19 protein-coding genes and 1 pseudogene are annotated in these 23,295 nt (G+C 71.0%); 11 read left to right on the plus strand and 9 right to left on the minus strand.

Annotated elements, in window-relative coordinates; translation table 11 throughout:
• Nucleotides 1-63: 63 nt before the first annotated feature.
• The 5 genes and pseudogenes from ACZ7OU_RS13610 to ACZ7OU_RS13630 form a co-directional block, all read left to right on the plus strand.
• Entirely contained in the window at nt 64-1,149 is a 1,086-nt protein-coding gene (locus ACZ7OU_RS13610; RefSeq protein ID WP_470241623.1) for an ABC transporter ATP-binding protein, read from the plus strand.
• On the plus strand, nt 1,146-1,814 hold the full coding sequence (locus tag ACZ7OU_RS13615) for an ABC transporter permease (protein WP_470255232.1): 669 nt from the start codon (nt 1,146-1,148) through the stop codon (nt 1,812-1,814). Before ACZ7OU_RS13610 ends, ACZ7OU_RS13615 begins: the two co-directional genes overlap by 4 nt.
• Entirely contained in the window at nt 1,811-2,494 is a 684-nt protein-coding gene (locus ACZ7OU_RS13620) for an ABC transporter permease (protein WP_470241621.1), read from the plus strand. Before ACZ7OU_RS13615 ends, ACZ7OU_RS13620 begins: the two co-directional genes overlap by 4 nt.
• Entirely contained in the window at nt 2,491-3,378 is an 888-nt protein-coding gene (locus ACZ7OU_RS13625) for an ABC transporter substrate-binding protein (protein ID WP_470241620.1), read from the plus strand. Before ACZ7OU_RS13620 ends, ACZ7OU_RS13625 begins: the two co-directional genes overlap by 4 nt.
• Nucleotides 3,379-3,492: 114 nt before the next feature.
• Nucleotides 3,493-3,663 (plus strand): annotated as a pseudogene (locus ACZ7OU_RS13630) (SAM-dependent methyltransferase); the annotation flags it as partial.
• On the opposite strand, the gene ACZ7OU_RS13635 reads toward ACZ7OU_RS13630, so the two are convergent.
• From ACZ7OU_RS13635 to ACZ7OU_RS13645, 3 genes are all read right to left on the minus strand, one after another.
• Nucleotides 3,660-4,619 (minus strand): LLM class flavin-dependent oxidoreductase, encoded by a 960-nt coding sequence (locus ACZ7OU_RS13635; protein ID WP_470255233.1) that lies wholly within the window; start codon nt 4,617-4,619, stop codon nt 3,660-3,662. The pseudogene ACZ7OU_RS13630 and the gene ACZ7OU_RS13635 overlap by 4 nt on opposite strands.
• A gap of 11 nt (nt 4,620-4,630) precedes the next feature.
• A complete protein-coding gene (locus ACZ7OU_RS13640) occupies nt 4,631-5,149 on the minus strand; it encodes a GNAT family N-acetyltransferase (RefSeq protein WP_470255234.1) in 519 nt (172 codons plus the stop codon).
• Between the two features lie 106 nt (nt 5,150-5,255).
• Nucleotides 5,256-8,966, minus strand: coding sequence for a multifunctional oxoglutarate decarboxylase/oxoglutarate dehydrogenase thiamine pyrophosphate-binding subunit/dihydrolipoyllysine-residue succinyltransferase subunit (locus tag ACZ7OU_RS13645; RefSeq protein WP_470255235.1), 3,711 nt, complete (start codon nt 8,964-8,966; stop codon nt 5,256-5,258).
• A gap of 258 nt (nt 8,967-9,224) precedes the next feature.
• On the opposite strand from ACZ7OU_RS13645, the gene ACZ7OU_RS13650 reads away from it, so the two are divergent.
• Nucleotides 9,225-9,497: a hypothetical protein gene (locus ACZ7OU_RS13650; RefSeq protein ID WP_470255236.1), complete on the plus strand. Its 273-nt coding sequence runs from the start codon at nt 9,225-9,227 to the stop codon at nt 9,495-9,497.
• On the opposite strand, the gene ACZ7OU_RS13655 is transcribed toward ACZ7OU_RS13650, so the two are convergent.
• The 4 genes from ACZ7OU_RS13655 to ACZ7OU_RS13670 form a co-directional block, all read right to left on the minus strand.
• Entirely contained in the window at nt 9,494-9,997 is a 504-nt protein-coding gene (locus ACZ7OU_RS13655) for a DUF4291 family protein (RefSeq protein WP_470255237.1), read from the minus strand. The genes ACZ7OU_RS13650 and ACZ7OU_RS13655 overlap by 4 nt on opposite strands.
• Nucleotides 9,998-10,187: 190 nt before the next feature.
• A complete protein-coding gene (locus ACZ7OU_RS13660) occupies nt 10,188-13,943 on the minus strand; it encodes an ABC transporter ATP-binding protein (RefSeq protein WP_470255238.1) in 3,756 nt (1,251 codons plus the stop codon).
• Nucleotides 13,944-14,040: 97 nt separating this feature from the next.
• On the minus strand, nt 14,041-14,922 hold the full coding sequence (locus ACZ7OU_RS13665) for an ABC transporter permease subunit (protein WP_470241609.1): 882 nt from the start codon (nt 14,920-14,922) through the stop codon (nt 14,041-14,043).
• Nucleotides 14,922-15,944 carry an ABC transporter ATP-binding protein gene (locus ACZ7OU_RS13670; protein ID WP_470241608.1) on the minus strand — a complete coding sequence of 341 codons (1,023 nt, stop codon included), beginning with the start codon at nt 15,942-15,944 and terminating at the stop codon, nt 14,922-14,924. Before ACZ7OU_RS13670 ends, ACZ7OU_RS13665 begins: the two co-directional genes overlap by 1 nt.
• A gap of 502 nt (nt 15,945-16,446) precedes the next feature.
• Between ACZ7OU_RS13670 and ACZ7OU_RS13675 the strand changes: the two genes are divergently transcribed.
• From ACZ7OU_RS13675 to ACZ7OU_RS13685, 3 genes are read left to right on the plus strand one after another with little or no spacing between them, the layout of a single operon-like run.
• Complete coding sequence (locus ACZ7OU_RS13675; protein WP_470255239.1) at nt 16,447-17,124, plus strand: response regulator transcription factor; 678 nt, start codon at nt 16,447-16,449, stop codon at nt 17,122-17,124.
• Nucleotides 17,117-18,469, plus strand: a complete 1,353-nt coding sequence (locus ACZ7OU_RS13680; RefSeq protein ID WP_470255240.1) for a sensor histidine kinase — start codon at nt 17,117-17,119, stop codon at nt 18,467-18,469. Before ACZ7OU_RS13675 ends, ACZ7OU_RS13680 begins: the two co-directional genes overlap by 8 nt.
• Before the next feature lie 45 nt (nt 18,470-18,514).
• Nucleotides 18,515-19,627, plus strand: coding sequence for an acyltransferase family protein (locus tag ACZ7OU_RS13685; protein ID WP_470255241.1), 1,113 nt, complete (start codon nt 18,515-18,517; stop codon nt 19,625-19,627).
• A 2-nt stretch (nt 19,628-19,629) separates the two neighbouring features.
• Here the strand turns inward: ACZ7OU_RS13685 and ald are convergent, their stop codons facing one another.
• Nucleotides 19,630-20,745, minus strand: coding sequence for an alanine dehydrogenase (gene ald, locus ACZ7OU_RS13690; protein ID WP_470255242.1), 1,116 nt, complete (start codon nt 20,743-20,745; stop codon nt 19,630-19,632).
• Nucleotides 20,746-20,917: 172 nt separating this feature from the next.
• Here ald and ACZ7OU_RS13695 point away from each other — a divergent pair, with 172 nt between their 5' ends.
• Nucleotides 20,918-21,850 carry a zinc-binding dehydrogenase gene (locus ACZ7OU_RS13695; protein ID WP_470255243.1) on the plus strand — a complete coding sequence of 311 codons (933 nt, stop codon included), beginning with the start codon at nt 20,918-20,920 and terminating at the stop codon, nt 21,848-21,850.
• Nucleotides 21,847-22,260, plus strand: coding sequence for a pyridoxamine 5'-phosphate oxidase family protein (locus tag ACZ7OU_RS13700; protein ID WP_470255244.1), 414 nt, complete (start codon nt 21,847-21,849; stop codon nt 22,258-22,260). Before ACZ7OU_RS13695 ends, ACZ7OU_RS13700 begins: the two co-directional genes overlap by 4 nt.
• 43 nt (nt 22,261-22,303) lie before the next feature.
• Here the strand turns inward: ACZ7OU_RS13700 and ACZ7OU_RS13705 are convergent, their stop codons facing one another.
• Nucleotides 22,304-23,218, minus strand: a complete 915-nt coding sequence (locus tag ACZ7OU_RS13705; protein WP_470241601.1) for a zinc metalloprotease — start codon at nt 23,216-23,218, stop codon at nt 22,304-22,306.
• Between the last annotated feature and the right edge of the window lie 77 nt (nt 23,219-23,295).

The following is a 23,295-nucleotide window of genomic DNA, read 5'->3' on the forward strand; positions in this document are numbered from 1 at the left end:
ACGCCGTGCCAACCGTCGCCAACTCGGCTACGGTCGATTGCACCTGACATGGGGAGTGGGCAAGTGACGATCGAATTCCGCGACGTGACCAAGCAGTATCCCGATGGGACGGTCGCCGTCGACAAGCTGAACCTGACGGTCGAGGACGGCACGATCACCGTGTTCGTCGGCCCGTCCGGCTGCGGCAAGACGACCTCGCTGCGGATGATCAACCGGATGATCGAGCCCACCGGCGGCCAGGTGCTGCTCGACGGCAAGGACGTCGCCGAGGGCGACCCGGCGCTCCTGCGCCGCGGCATCGGCTACGTCATCCAGCACGCCGGGCTCTTTCCACATAGGACGGTCCTGGACAACATCGCCACCGTGCCCCTGCTGTCCGGCTGGGACAAGGCGAAGGCGCGCAAGCGGGCCGCCGAGCTGCTCGAGACCATCGGCCTGCCGGTCGAGGTCGGCAAGCGGTACCCGGCCCAGCTCTCGGGCGGCCAGCAGCAGCGCGTCGGCGTCGCCCGCGCGCTCGCCGCGGACTCGCCGGTGCTGCTGATGGACGAGCCGTTCTCCGCCGTCGACCCGATCGTGCGCGAGGACCTGCAGAACGAGCTGCTGCGGCTGCAGTCGCAGCTGGGCAAGACGATCGTGTTCGTCACCCACGACATCGACGAGGCCGTCCGGCTCGGCGACAAGGTCGCCGTCATGCGCGTCGGCGGCAAGCTCGCCCAGTACGGCACGCCCGCCGACGTGCTGCGCCACCCGGTGGACGACTTCGTCGCGTCGTTCGTCGGCCGCGACCGCGGTTACCGCGGCCTGTCCTTCCTCTCCGCCGACGGCGTCGAGGTGAAGGAGATCGAGCTGGTCGAGATCGGCTCCCCGGTGCCGGCGAGCGACGGCTGGCGCCTCGGCGTCAACGCCGACAAGCAACCCCGCGGCTGGCTGCGGCCGAACACCTCCGTGGACGGCGCGCTGTCCGAAGACGACCTCGTCGCCGGCGGTTCACTGTGGATCCACGGGACGCCGATCCGCGGCGCGCTCGACGCCGCGCTGTCCTCGCCCGCCAGCCTCGGCGTGGTCGTCGACGAAGACCACCGCGTGCTCGGCGGCGTCGTCGCGAGACAGGTACTGGACGTGATCGAGGCGACGCCCCAGGCGTCATGAGCTTCTTCGACGAGCTCGGGCAGTACCTGAGCAGCGGGAACACGCGCGCCGAAGTCCTCGGAGACCTGGGCGACCACGTCTACCTGGCGCTGCTCCCGCTGGTACTGGGCATCGTCCTCGCGATCGCGGCGGGCTGGCTCGGCCACCGCTGGCAGCCGGCGCGGTCGGTGCTCATGGTGCTGGCCAACCTGCTGTACACGATCCCGTCGCTGGCGCTGTTCGTCGTCATCCCCGGCCTGATCGGCTCGAAGATCCTGGACAGCATCAACGTCGTCGTCGCGCTGACGATCTACACCACGGCGCTGCTGGTCCGCCCGGTGCTCGACGCGCTCGACGCGGTGGCGCCGTCGGTGATCGCCGCGGCCACCGCCGTCGGCTACAAGCCGGTGCGCAAGTTCTTCGCCGTCGAGCTGCCGCTGTCCGTGCCGGTCCTCGCGGCCGGCGTGCGGGTGGCGTCGGTGAGCAACATCAGCCTGGTCAGCGTCGGCGCGCTGATCGGCACCGGCGGCCTCGGTGTCCTGTTCACCGACGGCTTCCAGCGCGAGTACTTCTCGCCGATCGTCGTCGGCATCGTGCTGACGCTGGTGCTGGCGCTGGTCGTCGATCTGGTCCTGGTGGGGATCCGAAACCTCCTGACGCCGTGGGAACGGGTGACTGCCGCATGATCACCGGACTCTTCGACTGGTTCGGCGACCCCGCGCACTGGTCCGGCCCGGACGGCATCCCGCAGCGGTTGCTGGAGCACCTCGGCTACACCGCGCTGTCGCTGGTGATCGCGCTGGTCATCGCTGTCCCGTTAGGACTGTTCGTCGGTCACACGGGACGTGGCGGCGTCGCGTTGGTGAGTGCGGGCAACGCGATCCGCGCGCTGCCGACGTTGGGGCTCGTGACGTTCCTGTTCCTGCTCTTCACCGAGAGCGTCACCTCGACGATCATCGGGCTCGTCGTGCTGGCCGTCCCGCCGATCCTGGCCGGGACGTACGCCGGGCTGCAGGCGACCGACCACGGCGTGGTCGACGCCGCGCAGGGCATCGGGATGACCGGCTGGCAGCGGCTCTGGAAGGTCGAGGTGCCGATCTCGCTGCCGCTCGTCCTGGGCGGGATCCGCAACGCCGTGCTCCAGCTCGTCGCGACCGCCGCGGTGGCCGCGTACGTCGGACTCGGTGGCCTGGGCCGGTTCCTGCTCGACGGACTGGCCATTTTGGACTATCCGGAGGTGATCGCGGGCGCGCTGCTGACGACGTTGCTGGCCGTCGTTCTCGACCTCCTGTTCTCGCTGCTGAACCGCGCTTTGGTGCCGCGGGGCGTCCGGCTCGCGGCGGCCGTGAAGAAGGTGACGGCATGAAACGCCTGGGTCTGCTGGCCGCTGCTCTGGTCCTGCTGGCCGGCTGCGGCAACCCGCTCGCGGGCGGCGGCGAGGGCGGCGCTTCCGGCGACATCATCATCGGCGCGTCCGACGTCGGCGAAAGCCTGCTGCTGGCCCAGATCTACGCCGGCGCGCTGCGCAATGCCGGTGCCACGAACGTGACCGTGCGGCCGCCGGTGGGCAGCCGCGAGGTCGTCGTCAAGGCGCTGCAGGACAAGTCGCTGTCGGTGGTGCCGGACTACAGTGGGAACCTGTTGCGGTACTTCGACAAGGAGACGTCCGCGACGACGTCCCAGGACGTCTACGCGCAGCTGCGCCAGAAGGTCCCGGCCGGGTTCGAGGTCCTGGACCAGGCACCGGCCGAGGACAAGGACCTCCTGGTCGTCGGCGCGCAGCTGGCGGCCTCGGGCGTGAAGACGTTCTCCGACCTGGGGAAGCGCTGCGGTGAGCTGGTGTTCGGCGGGCCGGGCCAGTGGAGCAGCCGCTGGAAGGACAAGATCAAGTCGCTGTACGGCTGCGAGTTCAAGGAGATCCGCACGACCGACACGGGCGGCCCGGTGACGGTGGCGGCGTTGAAGTCGGGCGACGTCCAGGTGGCGGACCTGTTCAGCACGTCGTCGACGATCGCGGCGAACGGGTTCGTGCCACTGGCCGACGACAAGAACATGTTCCCGGCGCAGAACATCGTCCCGCTGGTGGCGCGAGGGACGTTGTCGCCTTCCGAGGCGGCCGCGCTGAACCGCGTGTCGGCGGCGCTGACGACCGAGCAGCTGACGCAGCTGAACGTCGAGTTCACCGAGAAGAAGCGCAACCCACTGGACATCGCCGAGGACTTCCTGGCGCGCAACAACCTGAAGTCCTAGTCCAGGGCGAGCTTCACCCCGAGGCCGATGAAGATGCCACCGGTGGCGACCTCGATCCGCCGCTGGTTCTTCTTCCGGCGCACCCACTCGCAGCGGCTCGGCGACGGCGCGGACCGGCCGCTGCACGCGATGACCGACGCCTTCACCGCGGCCGGCTTCCGCACCGCCGTCGTCAGCGAACCGCCGTTCGCGCCGGAAGCTCGCGAGCTCTTCCCCGATGAGCTGGCGAAGTTCCCGTCCGGGGCCTTCCTGAGCTTCCTGTTCTTCGTCCTCGAGGCCGGCTAACCGCGCAAGGCCGCCGCGACTCGGCCGGCGTCCTCGATTCCCCGCTCCGGTGGCTCCTCCGGCAGCGGCAGGAGCACCACCGACCCGCTCCCGGCCTCGTGCAGCGCGCGCACCGAGGCCACGCACTCGTCCAGCTCGCCGCACACCGCGAGCCGCGAGAGCCACGAAGGATCCAGCGCGGCCGCCAGTTCGTCCACAGTGGACGCCGAGTCGACCAGCTCCAGCAGCTCCGCGGCGAATGGCAACCCTTCGACCTGCACGCGCGCACCGGGGGTCAACGACTCCGCCACGGTCAACCGGGCCCGCGAGGGGTCGCCCAGTGCCAGCCAGTTGTACGTCACCACCACGTGTCCCGGAGCCTCGCCGATCCCCTCCAGCGCCGTCCGCACGAACTCCGGCGGTGACGGCTCGGCCAAGATCGTCCCGTCCGCGGACGTCCCCGCCACCGCCAGGGACTTCGGGCGGCGTACCCCGGCCAGGACCGGCGGCACGACCGCCGGCGGGAACACCAGCTCGACCTCGTCCAGGCTGACGTGCTTGCCCGTCATCGAGACCCGGTCGCCCGCCAGCAGGCGGCGCACCGCCACCAGCGTCTCCTCCAACGCCGCCAGCTGCGAAGCCGGGTACGCGCCGATCTGGCGCATCCACGACGCCACCCCGTGGCCCAGCCCGCCGATCAGCCGGCCCGGGTGCAGCTCCGCCAGCGCCGCCAGCTCCATCGCCGCGATCGCCGGGTTGCGGGCCACCGCCGGCAGGACGCCGATGCCCACCTTGATCGTCGACGTCACCGCGAGCGCCGTCGCCACCGTCGCGATCCCGGCGGCCCAGAAGCAGTCCTCGACCAGCCAGACCTCGTCGAGACCCGCGGCCTCCGCCTGGCGGGCCAGCTCGACCAGCTTGGCCGGTGGCTGCTCGCGGTTGATCCGGACGCCGACGGACGAGGTCGGTGCGTACATGCGGAGGCTCCTCAGATCCGGGAGAACGCGGGCGCGTACTCGAACGCGCCCGCCTGCGTGGGTTTGTAGCCGGTGAGCGTGCGGGCCTGGAAGTGCTTGCCCCAGGCCGGATCCGGCGCCGCGATCGAGAGCGTCGACGCCGTGACGAAGCCGAACCGGCCGTAGTACGCCGGGTCGCCGAGCAGGACGACGACGCCGTACCCGAGCGCGTCCGCCGCGCCGAGCACCGCGTGCATCAGCCCCGATCCGACGCCGGCGGCCTGGTGCCCGGGCCGCACGCCGAGCGGCCCAAGCCCGACGGCCGACGTCGTGTCGTCGCCGAGGCGGGCCCGGCTGCAGCACACGTGCCCGGCGAGCTCGCCCTCGCACACGGCCACCAGCGACAGCGCGTCGAGCAGGTCGCCGTCCGCGCGCAGCTCGTCCACCAGCGGCGCTTCGACCGGGGTGACGCCGGGTTCGCGCCGGAAGGCCTCGCTGTGGATCGCGTACACGGTGGTCCGGTCGGCGGGCGTCTCGCGGCGGATGAGCATCCCGCCACCTTGCCCCGAACCGGCCGCGTGCGAAAGCGGGTTTCACCCGGACGACGAAGGCCTCCTCCCGGCGGACCGGGAGGAGGCCTTCGTCGTGCTCAAGCGATCAGTCGAACGCCTTCGAGATCAGTGCCTTCTGCTCCACCTCGTGCACCTTCGACGAGCCGGCCGACGGCGCCGCCATCGGGCGGCGCGACACGACCTGCAGGCCCGAGAGCAGCTCCGGGAACTTCCGCGGCAGGTTCAGGCCGAAGAACGGCCACGCGCCCTGGTTCTCCGGCTCCTCCTGGACCCACACGACCTGCGAAGCGTTCGTGTAGCGCTCCAGCGCCGCCACCAGCTTCTTCTTCGGCAACGGGTAGTACTGCTCGATCCGCACGATCGCGACGTCGTCCGCCTCGCGCTTCGTCCGCTCCGCGATCAGCTCCCAGTACAGCTTCCCGGAGGTCAGCAGCACCTTGCGGATCTTCGCCGGGTCCGGCGTCACGTCGTCGATGACCGACATGAACCGGGACTGGCCGGTGAAGTCGTCGGTCGCCGACGTCGCCGCCTTGTTGCGCAGCATCGACTTCGGCGTGAAGACGACCAGCGGGCGCTGGATGCCGTCGAGGGCGTGCCGGCGCAGCAGGTGGAAGTAGTTCGCCGGGGTCGACGGCACCGCCACCGTCATCGAGCCCTCCGCGCACAGCGAGAGGAAGCGCTCGATGCGGCCCGACGTGTGGTCCGGGCCCTGGCCCTCCTGGCCGTGCGGCAGCAGCAGCACGACGTCCGAGCGCTGGCCCCACTTGGCCTCGCCCGAGGAGATGTACTCGTCGATGACGGTCTGCGCGCCGTTGACGAAGTCACCGAACTGCGCTTCCCACATCACCAGCGATTCGGGGTTCGCCACCGAGTAGCCGTACTCGAAGCCGACGGCCGCGTACTCCGACAGCGCCGAGTCGTAGATCATCACGCGGCCCTGGCCGTCGGCCAGGTTCTGCAGCGGCGAGTACTCCTGGCCGGTCTTGCGGTCGATGAACACCGAGTGCCGCTGGGTGAACGTGCCGCGGCGCGAGTCCTGGCCGGACAGCCGGATGAGCCGGCCTTCCAGCGCCAGCGAGCCGAACGCGAGCAGCTCGCCGAACGCCCAGTCGATGTCGCCCTCGCGCGACATCTTGTGGCGGCGCTCCATGACCGGCTTGACGCGCGGGTGCGGCGTGAAGCCCTCCGGCACGTTCACGAACGCGTCGCCGATGTGCTCCAGCGTCTCGCTCGAGATCGCGGTCGACACCTTCGCCGGGACCTGCTGCTCCTCCTCGACCGAGGGGGACGCCTTCGCCGGGTGCTTCTCCAGCTCCCGGACCTCGTTGAAGACGTGCTCCAGCTGGCTCGAGAAGTCGCGCAGCGCGGCCTCGGCCTCTTCGACGGAGATGTCACCACGGCCGATCAGCGACTCGGTGTAGGTCTTCCGCACCGAACGCTTCGTGTCGATGATGTCGTACATCGCCGGCTGCGTCATCGAGGGGTCGTCGCCCTCGTTGTGGCCGCGGCGGCGGTAGCAGATCAGGTCGATGACGACGTCCTTGTGGAACGCCTGCCGGTACTCGACCGCCAGCTTGGCCACCCAGTGCGCGGCCTCCGGGTCGTCGCCGTTCACGTGGAAGATCGGCGAACCGATCATCTTCGCGACGTCGGTGGCGTACTGCGACGAGCGCGAGTGCTCCGGCGCGGTGGTGAAGCCGACCTGGTTGTTGACGACCACGTGCACGGTGCCGCCGGTGCGGTACCCGCGCAGCAGCGACAGGTTCAGCGTCTCGGCGACGACACCCTGGCCCGCGAAGGCCGCGTCGCCGTGCATCAGGACCGGCAGCACGGTGTAGCCCTCGCCGCCCTTGTCGAGGAGGTCCTGCTTCGCGCGGACGATGCCCTCGAGGACCGGGTCGACGGTCTCCAGGTGCGACGGGTTCGCCGTCAGCGAGACCTTCGTCTCGCCGTCGCCGAACATGCGGAAGTACTTGCCCTCGGCGCCGAGGTGGTACTTCACGTCGCCGGAGCCGTGCGCCTGGCCCGGGTCGAGGTTGCCCTCGAACTCCTGGAAGATCTGGCTGATCGGCTTGCCGACGATGTTGGCCAGGACGTTCAGCCGGCCGCGGTGCGGCATGCCGATGACGACCTCGTCGAGCTCGTGCTCGGCGGCCTTGTCCAGCAGCGTGTCGAGCAGCGGGATCGCCGTCTCGCCGCCTTCGAGCGAGAAGCGCTTCTGGCCGACGTACTTGGTCTGCAGGAACGTCTCGAACGCCTCGGCGGCGTTCAGCTTCGAGAGCACGTACTTCTGAACCGCGGGGTCCGGCTTCTCGTGCGGGATCTCGACGCGCTCCTGGATCCAGCGGCGCTCCTCGGGGTCGAGGATGTGCGTGTACTCGATGCCGACCGTGCGGCAGTACGAGTTGCGCAGCACGCCCAGGATGTCGCGCAGCTTCATCCGCTCCTGGCCGGCGAAGCCGCCGACCGGGAACTCGCGGTCGAGGTCCCAGAGCGTCAGGCCGTGGGACAGGACGTCCAGGTCGGCGTGGCTGCGCTGGCGGTAGTTCAGCGGGTCGGTGTCGGCCATCAGGTGGCCGCGCATCCGGAACGCGTCGATGAGCTCGATCACGCGGGCGGTCTTGTCGACCGGGCCCTCGGGGATGTCGGCGACCCAGCGGATCGGCTCGTACGGCAGGCGCAGGCTGGTGAAGACGTCGTCGTAGAAGCCGTCTTCGCCGAGCAGCAGCTGGTGGATGCGCTTGAGGAACTCGCCGGACTCCGCGCCCTGGATGATGCGGTGGTCGTAGGTCGAGGTCAGCGTCATGATCTTGCTGATGGCGAGGTCGACCAGCGTCTTCTCGCTGGTGCCCTCGAACGCCGCCGGGTACTGCATGGCGCCGACGCCGATGATGGCGCCCTGGCCGGCCTGCAGACGCGGCACGGAGTGGTTGGTGCCGATGCCGCCCGGGTTGGTCAGCGAGATCGTGGTGCCGGCGAAGTCGTCCGCGGTGAGCTTGTTGTTGCGGGCCTTCTTGACGATGTCCTCGTAGGCCTGCCAGAACTGCAGGAAGGACATGTCCTCGCAGCCCTTGACCGAAGCCACGACGAGCGTGCGGGAGTTGTCCTTGCCCTTCATGTCGATCGCGAGCCCGAAGTTGACGTGCTCCGGCGTGATCGCGAACGGCTTCCCGTCGATGACCTGGTAGTGCCGGTTCATGTTCGGGTAGTTCTTCAGCGCCCGCACCATGGCGTAGCCGATGAGGTGCGTGAAGGAGATCTTGCCGCCGCGGGTGCGCTTGAGGTGGTTGTTGATGACGATGCGGTTGTCGGCCATCAGCTTGGCCGGGACCGCGCGCACGCTCGTCGCGGTGGGGACGCTCAGCGAGGCGTCCATGTTCTTCGCGATGGCGGCCGCGGCGCCGCGCAGCTGCTTCGACTCCGGCTCGTCCTTCTTCGCTTCGGCCTTCGGCTCCGCCTTGGCGGCGGCCGGCTTCGGCGCGGCCTTGGGCTCCGGCTTCGCGGGGGCCGCCTTCGCGGGGGCCGGCTTGGTCGACGCCTGCTTGGCCGCCGACTCCGCGTTCTGCACGGCCTTCGGCGACGGCTGAGCCGCCTGGCCGTTGGTGGCCGGCTTGGCTTCGGCCTGCTGCCGGGCGTTGTCCGCCTTGGCCTGCGCGTTCTGCGTCGGCTTGAAGTCCGCGAAGAAGTCGTGCCATGCGGCATCGACTGAGGAAGGGTCGGCGAGGAACTGGTCGTACATCTCCTCGACCAGCCACTCGTTGGGGCCGAATTGTGACGCAGGGCTGCTGCTGGACACGGCTGGGGCTCGCCTCTATCCGTCTCGATCTCGATCATGAATCCGCTGATGCGCCTACCAGGCTAACCCCCTCGGTGACCGCGATGTGATGGAACCGGCCTGTGTGAGGCGTGGCGCACTAGGGGATCGGTCACTGACTCGATCAAGATGTGCTAAGGGAACCTTAAGCGCTGTACCCGGTACAGGGTTCGCGGCGTCTTTTTGCCGGGTTCGCCCGCCTGCCGCCGGTCGTTCACCACGCCGGGTTCCACTGGAGGGATGTGGCTGGTCGAATGTCCTTCGTTCTGGGACCAGGGCCTGGTGCGGCCGCTGGTGACGGAGTCCGGCAAGGTCGTGCTGCGCTGCGACTCGTGCCAGGCGGTCTGGCCGACGCTGGCCGACTTCGAGGAGATGGAGTGGGTCGAGCCCGACGAGCCGGACTGGCTGGTCGGAGCCGGCGTGCACGTCCGCCCGGGGACGGTCCGGTGGGCTTCGCGGCCGGACGTCGAGGCGGCGGGCATGGGCGCCCTGAAGTGGCGGGCGCTGCCTTAGCCGAGCGGGTACGGCGGCTCGTGGGGGACGAGCTTGACCGCCTTGTGCAGCTGGTCGGTGGCCAGCAGACCGGAGATGTCCCGGACGACCGGGGTGACGTCGGTGACGGCGGTGATCCACCCGCCGGCGTAGCGGTCGAGGGCTTCGCCGGTGAGACCGAGGCGGACAGCTTGGAAGTTCAGCGGCGTGTGGTCGAGATCTCGCTCGGCGTCCCACTGGATGAGCACCGGACCCTCGTGCGAGAGGGCCCACTCGAAGCCCTCGCGCGTGAGGTCGACGGCCAGGACGCGCTCGTGGCCGGGCTTGCTCCCGTTGCCGCTGTGGTAGGCGGCCAGGCGGAAGGACGGGTCGAGCCAGACGGTGCCGTCCGGCTCCCCGAAGGCCTGCTTTTCGAGCGCGGCGTCGGCGACGGCCGGTGAGCACGCCTGGTAGACGCGGACCGTCGTCTCGGTCTGCGCAGCTCGCACCTGCCGGTCGGGGACCCGCTTCTCTTCGAACATGCCCGCCATGCTCCCAGCGCCCCGGCCGCCCGGCCACGGACTTTCGTGCGCAAGAGGGCATCGCCCGTGCTCAGCGGGGCATCACGCGTGACTGGAGGGGCATCACGCGTGATCCCGCGGGCATCAGCGCGATGCCCGCTCAATCACGCGTGATGCCTTCCTGATCACGCATGATGCCCGTTTGCGCACTTCAGCCGAGGGACCAGAGGCGGGCGTAGAGGCCGTTCGCCGCCAGGAGCTCCTCGTGCGTTCCCGTCTCCGCGATGCCGCCGTGGTCCAGGACCACGATGCGGTCCGCGCGGGCCGCCGTCGCCAGGCGGTGGGCCACCACGAACGTCGTGCGGCGGCGGGACACCGTCTCCGTCGCGCGCAACACCGCCGCCTCCGTCGAGGGGTCCAGGGCCGCCGTCGCCTCGTCGAGGAGCAGGACGTCCGGGTCCACCAGCTCCGCCCGGGCCAGCGCCACCAGCTGACGCTGCCCCGCCGACAGCGACCGGCCGCGTTCGCCCACCGGCTGCAGGAAGCCCGCCGGCAGGGCCGCGACGCCGTCGAACGCGCCCACCGCGCGGACCGCCGCCTCCACCTCCGCGTCGGTCGCCGCCGGGCGGCCGTAGCGGACGTTGTCCGCCACCGTTCCCGAGAACAGGTGCGCCTCCTGCGGCACCACGCCCATCCGGCGCCGCAGCCCGGCGAGCTCGTACTCGCGGACGTCCGTGCCGTCGATCCGGACCTCGCCGCCGGTGACGTCGTAGTAGCGCGCCACCAGCTTCACCGCCGTCGACTTGCCCGCGCCCGTCGCGCCGACCAGCGCGATCGTCTCGCCGGCCGCGACGTCCAGCGAGAACTCCGCGAGCGCTGGCGTCTCCGCGCCGGTGTAGGAGAAGTCGACCTCCTTGAACGACACCTCGCCCCGCAGCCGTGACGGCGTCGCGACGGCGTTCTCCGCCGCCGGCACCGACGTCGGCGTCCGCAGCAGGTCGCCGATGCGGTTCAGGCCGACGCGGGCCTGCTGGTAGCCGTCGAACACCGACGACAGCTGCTGGATCGGCGAGAAGAACTGCTGCAGGTACAGCAGGAACCCGAGCAGCACGCCGGCCGACAGCGTCCCGGCCGAGACGCGGTTCGCGCCCGCCACCAGCACGGTCGTCGTCGCCAGGTCGGACATCAGCGCCACCAGCGGGAAGTACGTCGCGACGTACCGCTGCGCCCGCAGCCGCGAGCGCCGGTAGTCGTCGCTGCGCGAAGCGAACGCCTCCGCGGAACGGTCTTCGCGCGTGTACGCCTGGGCGACGCGCAGGCCGCTCATGTTCTCCTGCATGTCCGCGTTGACGAGGCTGACCCGCTCGCGGGCCTCGTTGTACGCCTTCGACGCCGCCCGCCGGAAGATCACCGTCGCGACGGCCAGCACCGGCACCATCGCCAGCGCGTACAGCGCCAGCCCGGCGTCGGTGACCAGCAGCGCCGCCGTGATCCCGGCCAGCGTCAGCGCGCTGACCACCGCCGTGGCGAGGCCGGTCTGCAGGAACGTCGAGAGCGCGTCGACGTCCGTCGTCATCCGGGTCATGATCTTCCCGGACAGCTCCCGCTCGTAGTAGTCGAGCCCGAGCCGCTGCAGGTGCGCGTAGCTGCGGACGCGCAGCGCGTACAGCACCGTCTCGCCGACCCGCGAGGTCAGGCGCGTCTGCGCGAACACCACCAGCCAGTCGGCCGCGATCACGAGGGCGCCGATCCCGGCGGCCAGCCAGATCATCGACTCCACGCCCGCGCGGACGCCGTGGTCGACGCCGAACTGGTAGAGCCCGGGCAGCGCGATCGACGCCAGCGCGTCCGCCGCCACCAGCCCGATCACCAGCGCCAGTGGCCAGCGGACCGGCCGCAGCAGCCGGGCCAGCCGGAAGCCGGGGTCGGGCGCGGTGACGTCCACATCGGACATCCGCGGCTCGTCGACGGCGGGTGCGAGCTTGCGCACGCCTTCGATCAGCTCCGGCGTCGGCGGCACGTCCAGGCCGCCACTGCCGCCGCCTCCGCCGACGAAGCCGCTGCTGTTCGTGTCGCCGCTGCGCAGGCGCGCAGCGTCCGCGAGGTCGTCGACCTCGTCGCGGCTCTCGTCCCGCGGCCACAGCGCCTGCGTGATCCCGGCGGGGCCGCGGTCGAGGCCCTCGCAGCGGTGCTTCTCCTCGACGTCGTCGCCCGGACCCGCGACCAGCTCGCGGAACAACGGGCAGCGCGCCATCAGCTCGTCCTCGGTGCCGACGTCGACGACGCGGCCCTCGTCCAGCACCGCGATCCGGTCGGCCAGCGCCAGGGTCGAGCGCCGGTGCGCGATCAGCAGCGTCGTGCGGCTCGCGGTGACCGAGCGCAGGGTGTCGTGGATCGCCGCCTCGGTGACGGTGTCGATGGCCGACGTCGCGTCGTCCAGGATCAGGATCCGCGGGTCGGTGATCAGCGCCCTGGCCAGCCCGAGGCGCTGGCGCTGGCCGCCCGAGAGCGTCAGCCCGCGCTCGCCGACCAGCGTGTCGTAGCCGTCGGGCAGCGCGCGGATGAACTCGTCGGCCTCGGCGGCGCGTGCCGCCGCGACGATCTCCTCGTCGCTCGCGTCCGGCCGGCCGTACGCGATGTTGTCCCGGATCGAGGAGGAGAACAGGAACGCCTCCTCGAACACCACGCCGATCGCCTGCCGCAGCTGCCGCAGGGAGATGTCGCGGACGTCGAGGCCGCCGACCCGTACCGAGCCCGCGTGGACGTCGTAGAACCGGGGCAGCAGCAAGGAGATCGTCGACTTCCCGGAGCCCGCGGTGCCGACCAGCGCGAGGGTCTCGCCCGGGTTCGCGGTAACCGACAGCCCGGCCAGCACCGGGTCGGTGCGCGTGTAGCCGAACCGGACGTCGGCCAGCTCGACGCCCAGCGGTCCCGGCGGCAGCGGCCGCGCGTCGGGGGAGTCGACGACCTCGGGTTGCGCGTCGATCAGCTCGTACACGCGCTCGGCGCCGGCGCGGGTCAGCTGGGCCTGCACGACCAGGCCGGACAGCATCCGGGCCGGGCCGATCAGCGTCGCGAGGTAGGTCGCGAAGGCGAGGAAGGTGCCCAGGGTGATCGAGCCGTTCAGCGCGAGGACACCGCCGATGCCGAGCACGGCCACCTGACCGGCCGCGGGCAGGGCCGCGGTGGTCGCCGTCGGCACCGCCGACAGCTTCGCCGCGCGAAGCCGCTCCGCGAACAGCTTGCGCGCGGTCCCTTCGAGCTTCGAGACCTCCCGCGCCTCCTGGCCGAAGCCCTTCACGACGCGGACGCCGGTGACGGTCTCCTCGACCTGCTGCGCGACGTCCGCCGCGCGCTGCTGCGCCGACCACGTCGCCGGGAACAGGCGCTTGCGGCTGCGGGCGATGACGACGCCGACCGCGGGTGTGACGACCAGCGCGATCAGCGTCAGCACCGGCGACATCCACAGCATCGCCGCGAACGACAGCAGCGCGAAGATCACCGAGCCGAACGAGAGCGGGATCTGCATGAGGATCCCGACGACCAGCTGCAGGTCGGAGATGGCCCGCGAGACGACCTGACCGGTGCGCAGTGCGTCCTGCTTGCCGCCGTCGAGGCGCGAGACCGCGTTGAAGACCCGCTGGCGCAGGTCGTGCTGGACGTCGAGGGCGAGCTTCCCGCCGAAGTACCGGCGCAGGAACGCCGTGGCGAACGCGACCAGCTGCAGCGAAACCAGGAAGACGGCGATCCCGGGCAGCGCGCCGGTCCGCCCCGCCACCGCGTCGTCGACCGCCGTGCGCACCAGCAGCGGGCTCGCGGCCTGCACGCCGACGCTGAAGACGGCGGCGAGCAGCGAGAGCACGACGACGCCGCGGTGTTCCCAGGCCGCGGCGGACAGCCGGCGGACCCAGCCGACGGTCTCAGCGGGTGGGAGCTCTTGACGGGAGCGGGGCGGAGCGATGGTCACGTTGCAACACTAAGCGCCGCCACCGACAAAATATTTCCCGGAAAGCCGTGAAGGCCGCCTCGAAGACTTCGAGACGGCCTTCACGGACGGGTGAAACTCAGGTGATGTCGCGCTTCTGGTTGCCCGCCCAGCCGAGGCCGAAGAACAGCATCGTCCACGCGAAGAAGATCAACGCCGAGGCCCACCACGAGATCACGCCGGGCGCGCCCGCCGCGAGCTGCAGGCCCAGTGCCGACCAGTGGTCGACGCCGCCGGGCAGGTTGAGCGAGTTGATCCCGAACGCGTCCGCCGCGATCCCGCCCACGATCCCGTTGGCGGTGCCGTTCGGCAGGATCCCGCCCAGGATGTCGGCCGGGCCCCAGAGCGCGATGACGAGGACGTTCTCGACGATCAGGAACCACACCAGGAACAGCACCACCGCCAGTGGCACGTTGCGCAGCACCGCGCCGAACCCGATGCCGAACAGCGTCACCAGCACCGAGGCCAGGATCGTCCCGCCGAGGGCGGCCAGCCACTGACCCGCGCTGGGCCATCGCCCGGCGTCGACCGACACCATCACCGCGACTGCCGAGACGCCGAAGCTGACCAGGCCGTAGATCGCGCCCCAGGCCACGTACGTGAGCATCTTCGCGGTCAGCGCCGCGATCCGGTTCGGCGCGGTCAGGAACGTCGTCGTGATCGTCTTGCTGCGGTATTCGCCGGCCAGCGCGAAGACCCCGAACAGGCCGGGGATCAGCTGCGCGATGTTCACGCCGTGCGCGAACGCCAGCAGCCCGACCGGCAGCTTGCTCGCGTCCAGGCCGACCGCGCCCGCGACCTCGCGCGCGTCGCTCGAACCGATGAAGTCCGCGAAGTCGTTGGTGATCCTGCCCCAGACGAACGTCAGCCAGAACGCCACCAGCGCCAGCGGGATCAGCAGCACCCACCACGTGTTCAGCGAGAGCGTCTTGCGGAACTCCGCTTTGATCAGGTTGCCCATCACTGCTGCGGTCCTCCCCAGTACTGCTGCTGTTGCTGCTGCGGACCCGTCGGCGGATACCCCGGCGGCGGGCCCTGGTACTGCGGCTGCGGGGGATAACCCTGGGGACCGCCGGCGTACTGACCCTGCGTCAGCTGGAAGAACATCCGCTCCAGGTCGGCGTGGTCCTCCTGCATCCCGTAGACGGCGATGCCGGCCTTCGCGGCGATGTCACCGATCTGCTGGACGCTCGACCCGGCGACCGCGACCCGGCCGTCCGGCGTCGGTGAGACGGCGGTGATGCCGTTCTCCTGCAACGCCTTCACCAGCGCACCCGGGTCCGCCGGCTGCACCAGCACGCGCGACTGCTGGCTCTTGCGCAGCTGGTCGAGCGAGCCGTAGTACCGCGTGACGCCCTGGCTGATGATCACGACCTGGTCGATCAGCTGCTCGACCTCGTTGAGCAGGTGGCTCGAGACCAGCACCGTCCGCCGCTGCTCCCGCGCGTACGAGCGCAGGAAGTTGCGCAGCCACAGGATGCCTTCGGGGTCGAGGCCGTTCGTCGGCTCGTCCAGCACCAGCACCTGCGGGTCACCCAGCAACGCCGTCGCCAGCGCCAGCCGCTGCCGCATGCCGAGCGAGAACCCGCCCGCCTTCCGGTCCGCGGCGCTGCCCAGGCCCACCAGGCCGAGCACCTCGTCCGCGCGCCGGTCCGGCACCCCGATGGCCGCCGCGTACACACGGAGGTGGTTGCGCGCCGTCCGGCTCGGGTGGAAACCCTCGTTCTCCAGCACCGAGCCCACGATCCGCGCCGGGTTCCCCAGCTGCGAGTGCGGCCGCCCGTTGATCGTCGCCTGCCCCGCCGTGGGCGTCACCAACCCGAGCAGCATGCGCAACGTCGTCGTCTTCCCGGCGCCGTTCGGGCCAAGGAAGCCCGTCACCGAGCCCGGCTCGACCGTGAAACTGAGGTTCTGCACCGCGTTCACCGCGCCGAACTGCTTGCTCAGGTTCTGCACCACAATCCGGCCACTGCCGTCGTGCATACCGTCCCCTAACGTTCCCGCTGATGCGGCGTCATCCTGCCCTACCCGCGCCGCCCGCGCGCACGGAACGGCCGAACCCGCGAAGAGCGACCTTCGTCACGTTCCGCTACCGGATCCGGCGGGCGGCCGTGCGCGTTGCACGGCGCTGACCTGAGGTTTCGGTGCTGGGGTGGCCCTGGGGGCAGATCAACTTGGTAAAGAATTCATTCGACTTGCCGACCCGGTGGAGCAAAGTCCGCCGGACACCTCTAAGCTAGTAACTGGCGGCCCGCTCCCAATGACCCCCAGGTTGGTTGAGCGGGTCGCCGTTTCGTCTCCGCCTCGGGCTTCGCCTCCTCGGCGTCGGCTCATCCCCTCTACCCGGGGGCCGAGCCCCCGGACCCCCACGGTGCCTCGGGCTCGGCTTCCAGCGTTGTCCCGGTGGCGTGGTCTGGTGGCGCGGTCTGGTTGCGTGTCTGGTTGGCGTCGTTCGGTGGTGCTTGTCTTGTGGCATCGTTGCGCGGTGCGGATCTTGCTCGTTGAAGATGAACGGCGGCTGGCCGAAGCCCTGCGGGCCGGGCTCGGGGCCGAGGGCTATGCCGTCGATGTCGCCCACAACGGGCGGGATGCTCTCTGGCTCGCCGGTGAGCACCCCTACTCCGCCATCATCCTCGACATCATGCTGCCCGGCCTGAACGGCTATCGCGTCTGCCGGCGGCTGCGGGACCAGGGCGACTCCACCCCCATCCTCATGCTCACCGCCAAAGACGGCGAGGACGACGAGATCGAGGCCCTCGACACCGGCGCCGACGACTTCCTGCCCAAGCCCTTCTCCTACGGTGTCCTGCTCTCGCGGCTGCGCGCCCTCATCCGGCGGGGCGGCGCCACCCGGCCGGGGGTCCTCAAACTGGGTGATCTCGAGCTCGACCAGGCCGGCCGGACCTGCCGGCGCGGCACCGCCGACATCACCCTCACCGGCAAGGAGTTCGCCCTCCTCGCCTACCTCATGCAACGGCCGGGACAGGTCGTCACCAAAGCCGAGCTGCTCGACAACCTCTGGGACTTCGCCGCCTCCGCGACCGCCAACCTCGTCGAGGTCCACGTCAGCGCGCTGCGGCGCAAGATCGACGTCCCCTTCGGCGCCGAGACCATCCGGACGGTCCGCGGCGCCGGCTACCACGTGGTCGGCTCGGGTGCCTAGCTTCCTCCGCTCCACCCGGTTCCGCGTCGCCGTGACGGCCTTCGCCGCTTCGGCCGTCGCGCTCGGCGCCGTGTCGGTGTGGTTCGTGCTCCAGGCGGAGGGTCGCCTCCGGAACACCGCCGCCCAGCTGGCCGACGCCCACGCCGACGCCATCGTCCAGCTCCTGAACACCGGCGCCCGGCCCGCCGACCTGGCACTGCTCGTGCGTGACTCGATCTACGAGGTCAAGGACCAGGCCGGCAAGAGCGTCGCGTCCTGCCCCGTCCTGCGCGACGCCACCCTGGCCACCTACGACACCGATGTCACACTCGCGCCGTACGAGTTCGACCGCTCGAGCCAGACGTCCGTCGGTTGCGGGCCCGAACTGCGCGACCTCGACGAATACCTCACCCTGCACGTCGTCCACGCCGACAGTGGCGACAGCGAGTACGACGTCTACGCCGGCGTCCAGATCGACCCCGAGGGCCAGGTGGCCGTCGACTCCGTCCGGACGGTGCTCACGGCCGGCGTCCCCGCGGTCGCGCTGCTCATCGGCGTCATCGCGTGGCTCGCCGTCCGCCGGTCGCTGCGCCCGGTCGAGGCCATCCGCGGCGAGGTCGCCGAGATCGGCGCGCACGACCTGAGCCGCCGCGTCCCGGCTCCGCGCACCGGCGACGAGATCGCGCGCCTCGCCGGGACGATGAACACCATGCTCGCGCGGCTCGACGAAGCCGTGACGCGCCAGAGCCGGTTCACCTCCGACGCGTCGCACGAGCTGCGCACCCCGCTCGCGTCGCTGCGGACGCAGCTTGAGGTCCTGCTGGCCCACCCCGACCGGCTCGACTGGCGGCACTCCTGCGAGAACGCGCTGCTCGACGTCACCCGCCTGCAGGACCTCGTCGCCGACCTGGTGCTGCTCGGCAAGCTCGACCACGCCGGGCCGGACCGTCTCGAACCCGTCCCACTGTCCGAAGTGGTCCAGACGGTCGCGGCCGGCCGGGCGGAGATCGAGATCCGCGGCGCGCCGGTGGTCCGCGGTCACCGGTCGCGGCTGGAACGGCTCCTGCGCAACCTCGTCGACAACGCCCGGCGGCACGCGGTGTCCCGGGTCGCCGTCGAGGTGTCCGCTGTGGACGGATGGGTGGTGCTGTCGGTCACCGACGACGGGCCGGGCATCCCCGAAGCTGACCGCGAGCGCGTCTTCGACCGCTTCGTCCGCCTTGACGACGCCCGCGCCCGCGACGACGGCGGATCCGGGCTGGGCCTGGCGATCGTCGCCGACATCGCCCGCGCCCACGGCGGCACGGCCGCGGTCGAAGGCGGCAGCCGGTTCGTCGTCCGGCTCCCGGAGCTGAAGACGTCTTAAGCCGGCTTCAGGCCGGGCTCAGCGTCGGCGGCCGACGCTGCGGGCATGATCAACTCTTGGCGGCCCCTCGACCACGCCGAATACCGGTCGTCGTCGTGGTTCCCGGGTCTGACCGGCGTGCGCGCGCTCGCCGCGCTGGCCGTCGTGTTCTTCCACTACGGCGGGCCGGTCGTCGACCGGCTGCAGGGCTGGATCGCCGTACAGCTGTTCTTCGTGCTGTCCGGCTTCCTCATCACCACGCTGGCGCTGCGCGAAGAGGACCGCACCGGCCGGATCTCGCTGCGCGACTTCTACGTCCGGCGCGTCTTCCGGATCATGCCGGTGTACTTCCTGCTGCTCGGGCTGACGGCGCTGGCCGTGACGCTCGCCGGGACCTACCAGAGCAGCCGGCTTTCCGACGCGATGCCGTACTACCTGACCTTCCTCAACGAAGTCGTCGACTTCAACACGCCGTACCCGACGTCGTGGTCGCTGGGCGTGGAGGAGAAGTTCTACCTCGTCTGGCCCGCGGTGCTCGTGCTGACGTCGTTCGCGAAGTCCGGGAAGACCGCGCTGCGCCTGATGATCGGCGCGGGCGCGGTGGGCGTCGTGCTGGGTGTGCTGCCGCTGGCGCCTTCGCAGCAGTGGGCGAGCCTGACGGTGCACTACGGCTCATTGGTCGTCGGCTGCCTGCTCGGGCTGGCCCTGCACCACCCGCGCGGGTTCGCCGTGCTGCGGCCGCTGACCAGCCCGGCCGCGGCGGTGCTGGTCGCGCTCGGGTTCTGCGTGCTGCAGCTGTCGGTCAAGCCGCTGGGGCAGGCGCTGGGCGGGAACTGGCAGTTCGTCGTCCCGATCTACGCGGTGGGAGCGGCGCTGCTGCTCGTCGCGGTGGTCTCGGCGGGTCCGGTGCGGCGGCTGCTCGCGAGCCGTCCGCTGACCTACCTCGGTGACCGGTCCTACGCGCTCTACCTGTCCCAGACCGGCGCCGCGGGCGTCGCGGGGCTCCTGCTGCCGACGGGCTTGCTCAAGGCTGCGGCGACGTCGGGTCTCGCGCTGCTCTTCGCCTGCGGCCTGCGACGGTGGGTGGAACTGCCCGCGATCGCGTTCGGCCGGCGGCTGGTGGCGAAAGGGGAGCGGGCCCCTGCCGGGGAACGACAGGAGCCCGCTCGGGTGAAATAGGGTCAGGCGAGAACCGTCTCCAGCGCCGTGTGCGGCAGGTCGTGAGCGACCGCGACCGGGCCGTTCGTCAGGGCGCCGGCGTGCGTGTTGAGGCCCTTCGCCAGCGCCGCGTCCGCCTGCAGCGCGGCCTTCCAACCGTGCTCGGCCAACTGGACGGCGTAAGGCAGCGTCACGTTCGTGAGCCCGTAGGTCGACGTCCGGGGCACCGCGCCCGGCATGTTCGCGACGCAGTAGAAGACCGACTCGTGCACGGTGTAGGTCGGGTCGTCGTGGGTGGTCGGGCGCGAGTCGGCGAAGCAGCCGCCCTGGTCGATCGCGATGTCGACGAGCACACTGCCCGGCTTCATGCGGGACACGAGCTCGTTCGAGACGAGCTTCGGCGCCTTCGCGCCCGGGACGAGCACCGCGCCGATGACCAGGTCGGCCTGCAGCACGGACTCCTCGACCGACAGGCGGTTCGACGTCACCGTGCGGATGCGGCCGCCGAAGTCGTTGTCGATCTGGCGGAGACGGTCGACGTTCGTGTCGAGGATCTCGACGTCCGAGCCGAGTCCCAGCGCGACGCGGGCGGCGTTGATGCCGGCCACCCCGCCGCCGATGACGACGACGCGCGCCGGGTGCACGCCCGGGATGCCGCCGGGCAGCACGCCGCGGCCGCCGCTGGGCTTCATCAGCGAGAACGCGCCGACCTGCGGGGCCAGCCGGCCCGCGACCTCGGACATCGGGGCGAGCAGCGGGAGCGCGCCGTTCGCGGTCTGCACGGTCTCGTACGCGATCGCGGTGGTGCCGGCGGCGAGCAGCGCGTCGGTCAGCGGCCGGTCGGCGGCGATGTGCAGGTAGGTGAAGAGGACCTGGTCGGCGCGCAGCCGGGGGTACTCCTCGGCGATCGGCTCCTTGACCTTGAGGACGAGCTCGCCCTCGGCCCAGGTCTCCTCGGCGGTGGCGAGGATCTTCGCGCCGGCGGCGACGTACTCGTCGTCGGTGATGGACGAGCCGATGCCCGCGCCGGTCTCGACGAAGACGTCGTGCCCGCGGCCGACCAGCTCGTGGACCCCGGCCGGGGTCAGCGCGACCCGGTACTCGTGCCTCTTGATTTCACGGGGAACAGCGATACGCACGGTCGGCCTCCTGGGTCGGTCTGCGTTCGGATTCGGTGCGGTGGTGCCACTCACGGTGAGCCACCCGGACGGCGGTGTCATCGTGCTGAGCGGACATTTCTTCGCCGTTATCGTGGTGCTACGCGGACAAGAACGTTGACTTCGACCGCGCTGGAGGTTGCAGCGTGCAGGCATGAGAGCTGTGTGGTTGCGGGAGTTCGGCGGGCCGGAAGCGCTGGAGCCGGGGGACGCGCCGGACCCGGTCCCCGGGGCCGGGCAGGTGCTGGTGGAGGTCGCGTTCGCGAACACCACGTTCGTCGAGACGCAGACGCGCGCCGGGACGGGACCGTTCCGTCCGACGCTGCCGATCGTCCCCGGCAACGGCGTCGGGGGCGTCATCAGCGCGGTCGGCCCGGGCGCGGACCCGGGGCTCGCCGGGCAGCGGGTGGTGACGTCGACCGGCGGGTCCGGCGGGTACGCCCAGCGCGTCGCGGTGGACGCGGCGGCGGTGTTCGCGGTGCCGGACGCACTGGCGCTCGACGCGGCGGTGGCGCTGCTCGCGGACGGCCGGACCGCGACGGGCCTGGTCCATGCGACCAGGGTGCGGCCCGGCGATCGAGTCCTGGTCGAGGCGGCGGCGGGCGGCGTCGGCGGCCTGCTGGTGCAGCTGGCGAAGGCGGCGGGAGCTTCGGTGGTCGGCGCGGCGGGCGGGCCGGCGAAGGTGGCCCACATCCTGGGGGCGGACGACGTCGTCGACTACCTGGCCCCGGACTGGACGTCTTCGGCCGGCGAGGTCGACGTCGTCTTCGACGGCGTGGGCGGGGCGATCGGCACGGCGGCGTTCGGGCTGCTGCGTCCGGGCGGGCGGATGGCGATGTACGGCCTCGCGGGCGGCTCGTGGGCGGAAGTGTCGGAGGAGGCAGCCGCGGCGCGCGGAGTCTCCCTGGTCCGGTCGATCGGTAGTCCGGCGGAGCTGCGGGCGTTCACGGAGTCGGCGTTGTCCGAAGCCGCGGCCGGCCGCCTGGTGCCGGTGATCGGCCGGCGCTTCCCGCTGGAGAAGGCCGCGGACGCCCACGCGGCGATGGAGTCCCGGACCACGGTGGGAAAGACGCTCCTGGTCGCATGATCGACATCGACGAGTTCCTGGCCCGGCCGCTGACGGCCCGGGTGGCCACGGACGGACCGACCGTGCGGCCGACGTGGTACCTCTGGGAGGACGGCGCGTTCTGGATCCTCAGCGGCCCGTGGTCACACCTGCCGTCGCGGGTTCGCGTACGACCGGCGATCGCGCTCACCGTGGACATCTGCGAGCTGGACACCGGCGTGGTCCGGCAGGTCATCGCGAGCGGCGACGCGCAGGTGCGTCCGTTCGACGTCGCGCGTGGTCGCCGGAAGCTCGTCCGCTACCTCGGTTCCGACGAAGCGCGCTGGGATCCGAGGTTCCGCGCGTACCTGCACGACAACGCCGACACGGTGTGGGTGCGCTTGCGGCCGTCGCGGCTGGTCGCGAAGGACCTCAGCTACCGAGTGCTGTGAAGGGCACCCCCGAACGCCTCGGGGGTGCCCTTCACGGAAGAGGTCAGGCGCGGTAGGCCGACCAGGAGCTGTTCATCCGCGTGGCCTGGCCCGCGGTGAACTCGTACATGCAGCTGTCGTAGCTGTAGTCCATGAAGTTGTGGATCGGGTCGTTGCCCGCCGCCGAGCAGGTGTTCTTGCTCGCCGGGCAGCCGGACGTCGCCGTCGCTTCGGCCGGGGTGTCCGAGACGTAGTCGCCCGAACCGGAGCAGCCGCCCTGGAACGTGTGGTATAGCCCCATCCAGTGGCCGACCTCGTGGGTGGCCGTGTCGCCCTCGTTGTAGTTCGTCGCCGATCGGCCCGGGAGGGACTCGTCGAGGATCACCACGCCGTCCAGCTTCGGCTGCGAGCTGTAGTTCGAGGGGAACGTCGCCCAGCCGAGCAGGTCGTCGCCGAGGTTGGCGGTGTAGATGTTGAGCGCGTTCTTGCCGCCCTTGCGCAGCGCGTTCTTCATGTTCCGCTCGGCCGACGTGCCGTCGGTGATTCCGTTGTACCAGGTGGAGTTGTTCGTGTAGTCGGTGCTCGTCAGCGTGAAGCTGAAGCCGCTGGAGGCGTACGCGCTGTTGAGCACGGAGATCTGCTTGGTGATGGCCGACGCCGGCAGGTTGCCGGTCGAGCCGCTGGTGATCACGTGGAAGTAGACCGGGATCGACACCGCCGCCGGCGCCTTCAGCGTCGTGCGCTTGCCGGCGAGCTTGCTCTGCAGGTCCGCGTCCATGCGGGCCGCTTCGGCGGGCGACAGGTTGTCGGTGTGGCCGTCCTTGCCGCGGTCGGCCGCGTGCGCGGGGGTGAAGCAGTCGCCGGCCGGCGCCGCGACGGCGCTCCCGGCGGTGGTGCCCGGGACGACCAGCGCGACCAGGGAGAGTGCGGACACCGCACCCAGCTTGACGGCCCTGCGAACCCGCTCGGAACTGCTCATGGACACTCCTCTGCGACGACCCGGCTACCCCGGGTGCTGCGAAGAAGGTGCGTCAGGCGATCACCGGAATCCACCAT

The organism is Amycolatopsis sp. NPDC114505 (assembly GCF_055633615.1).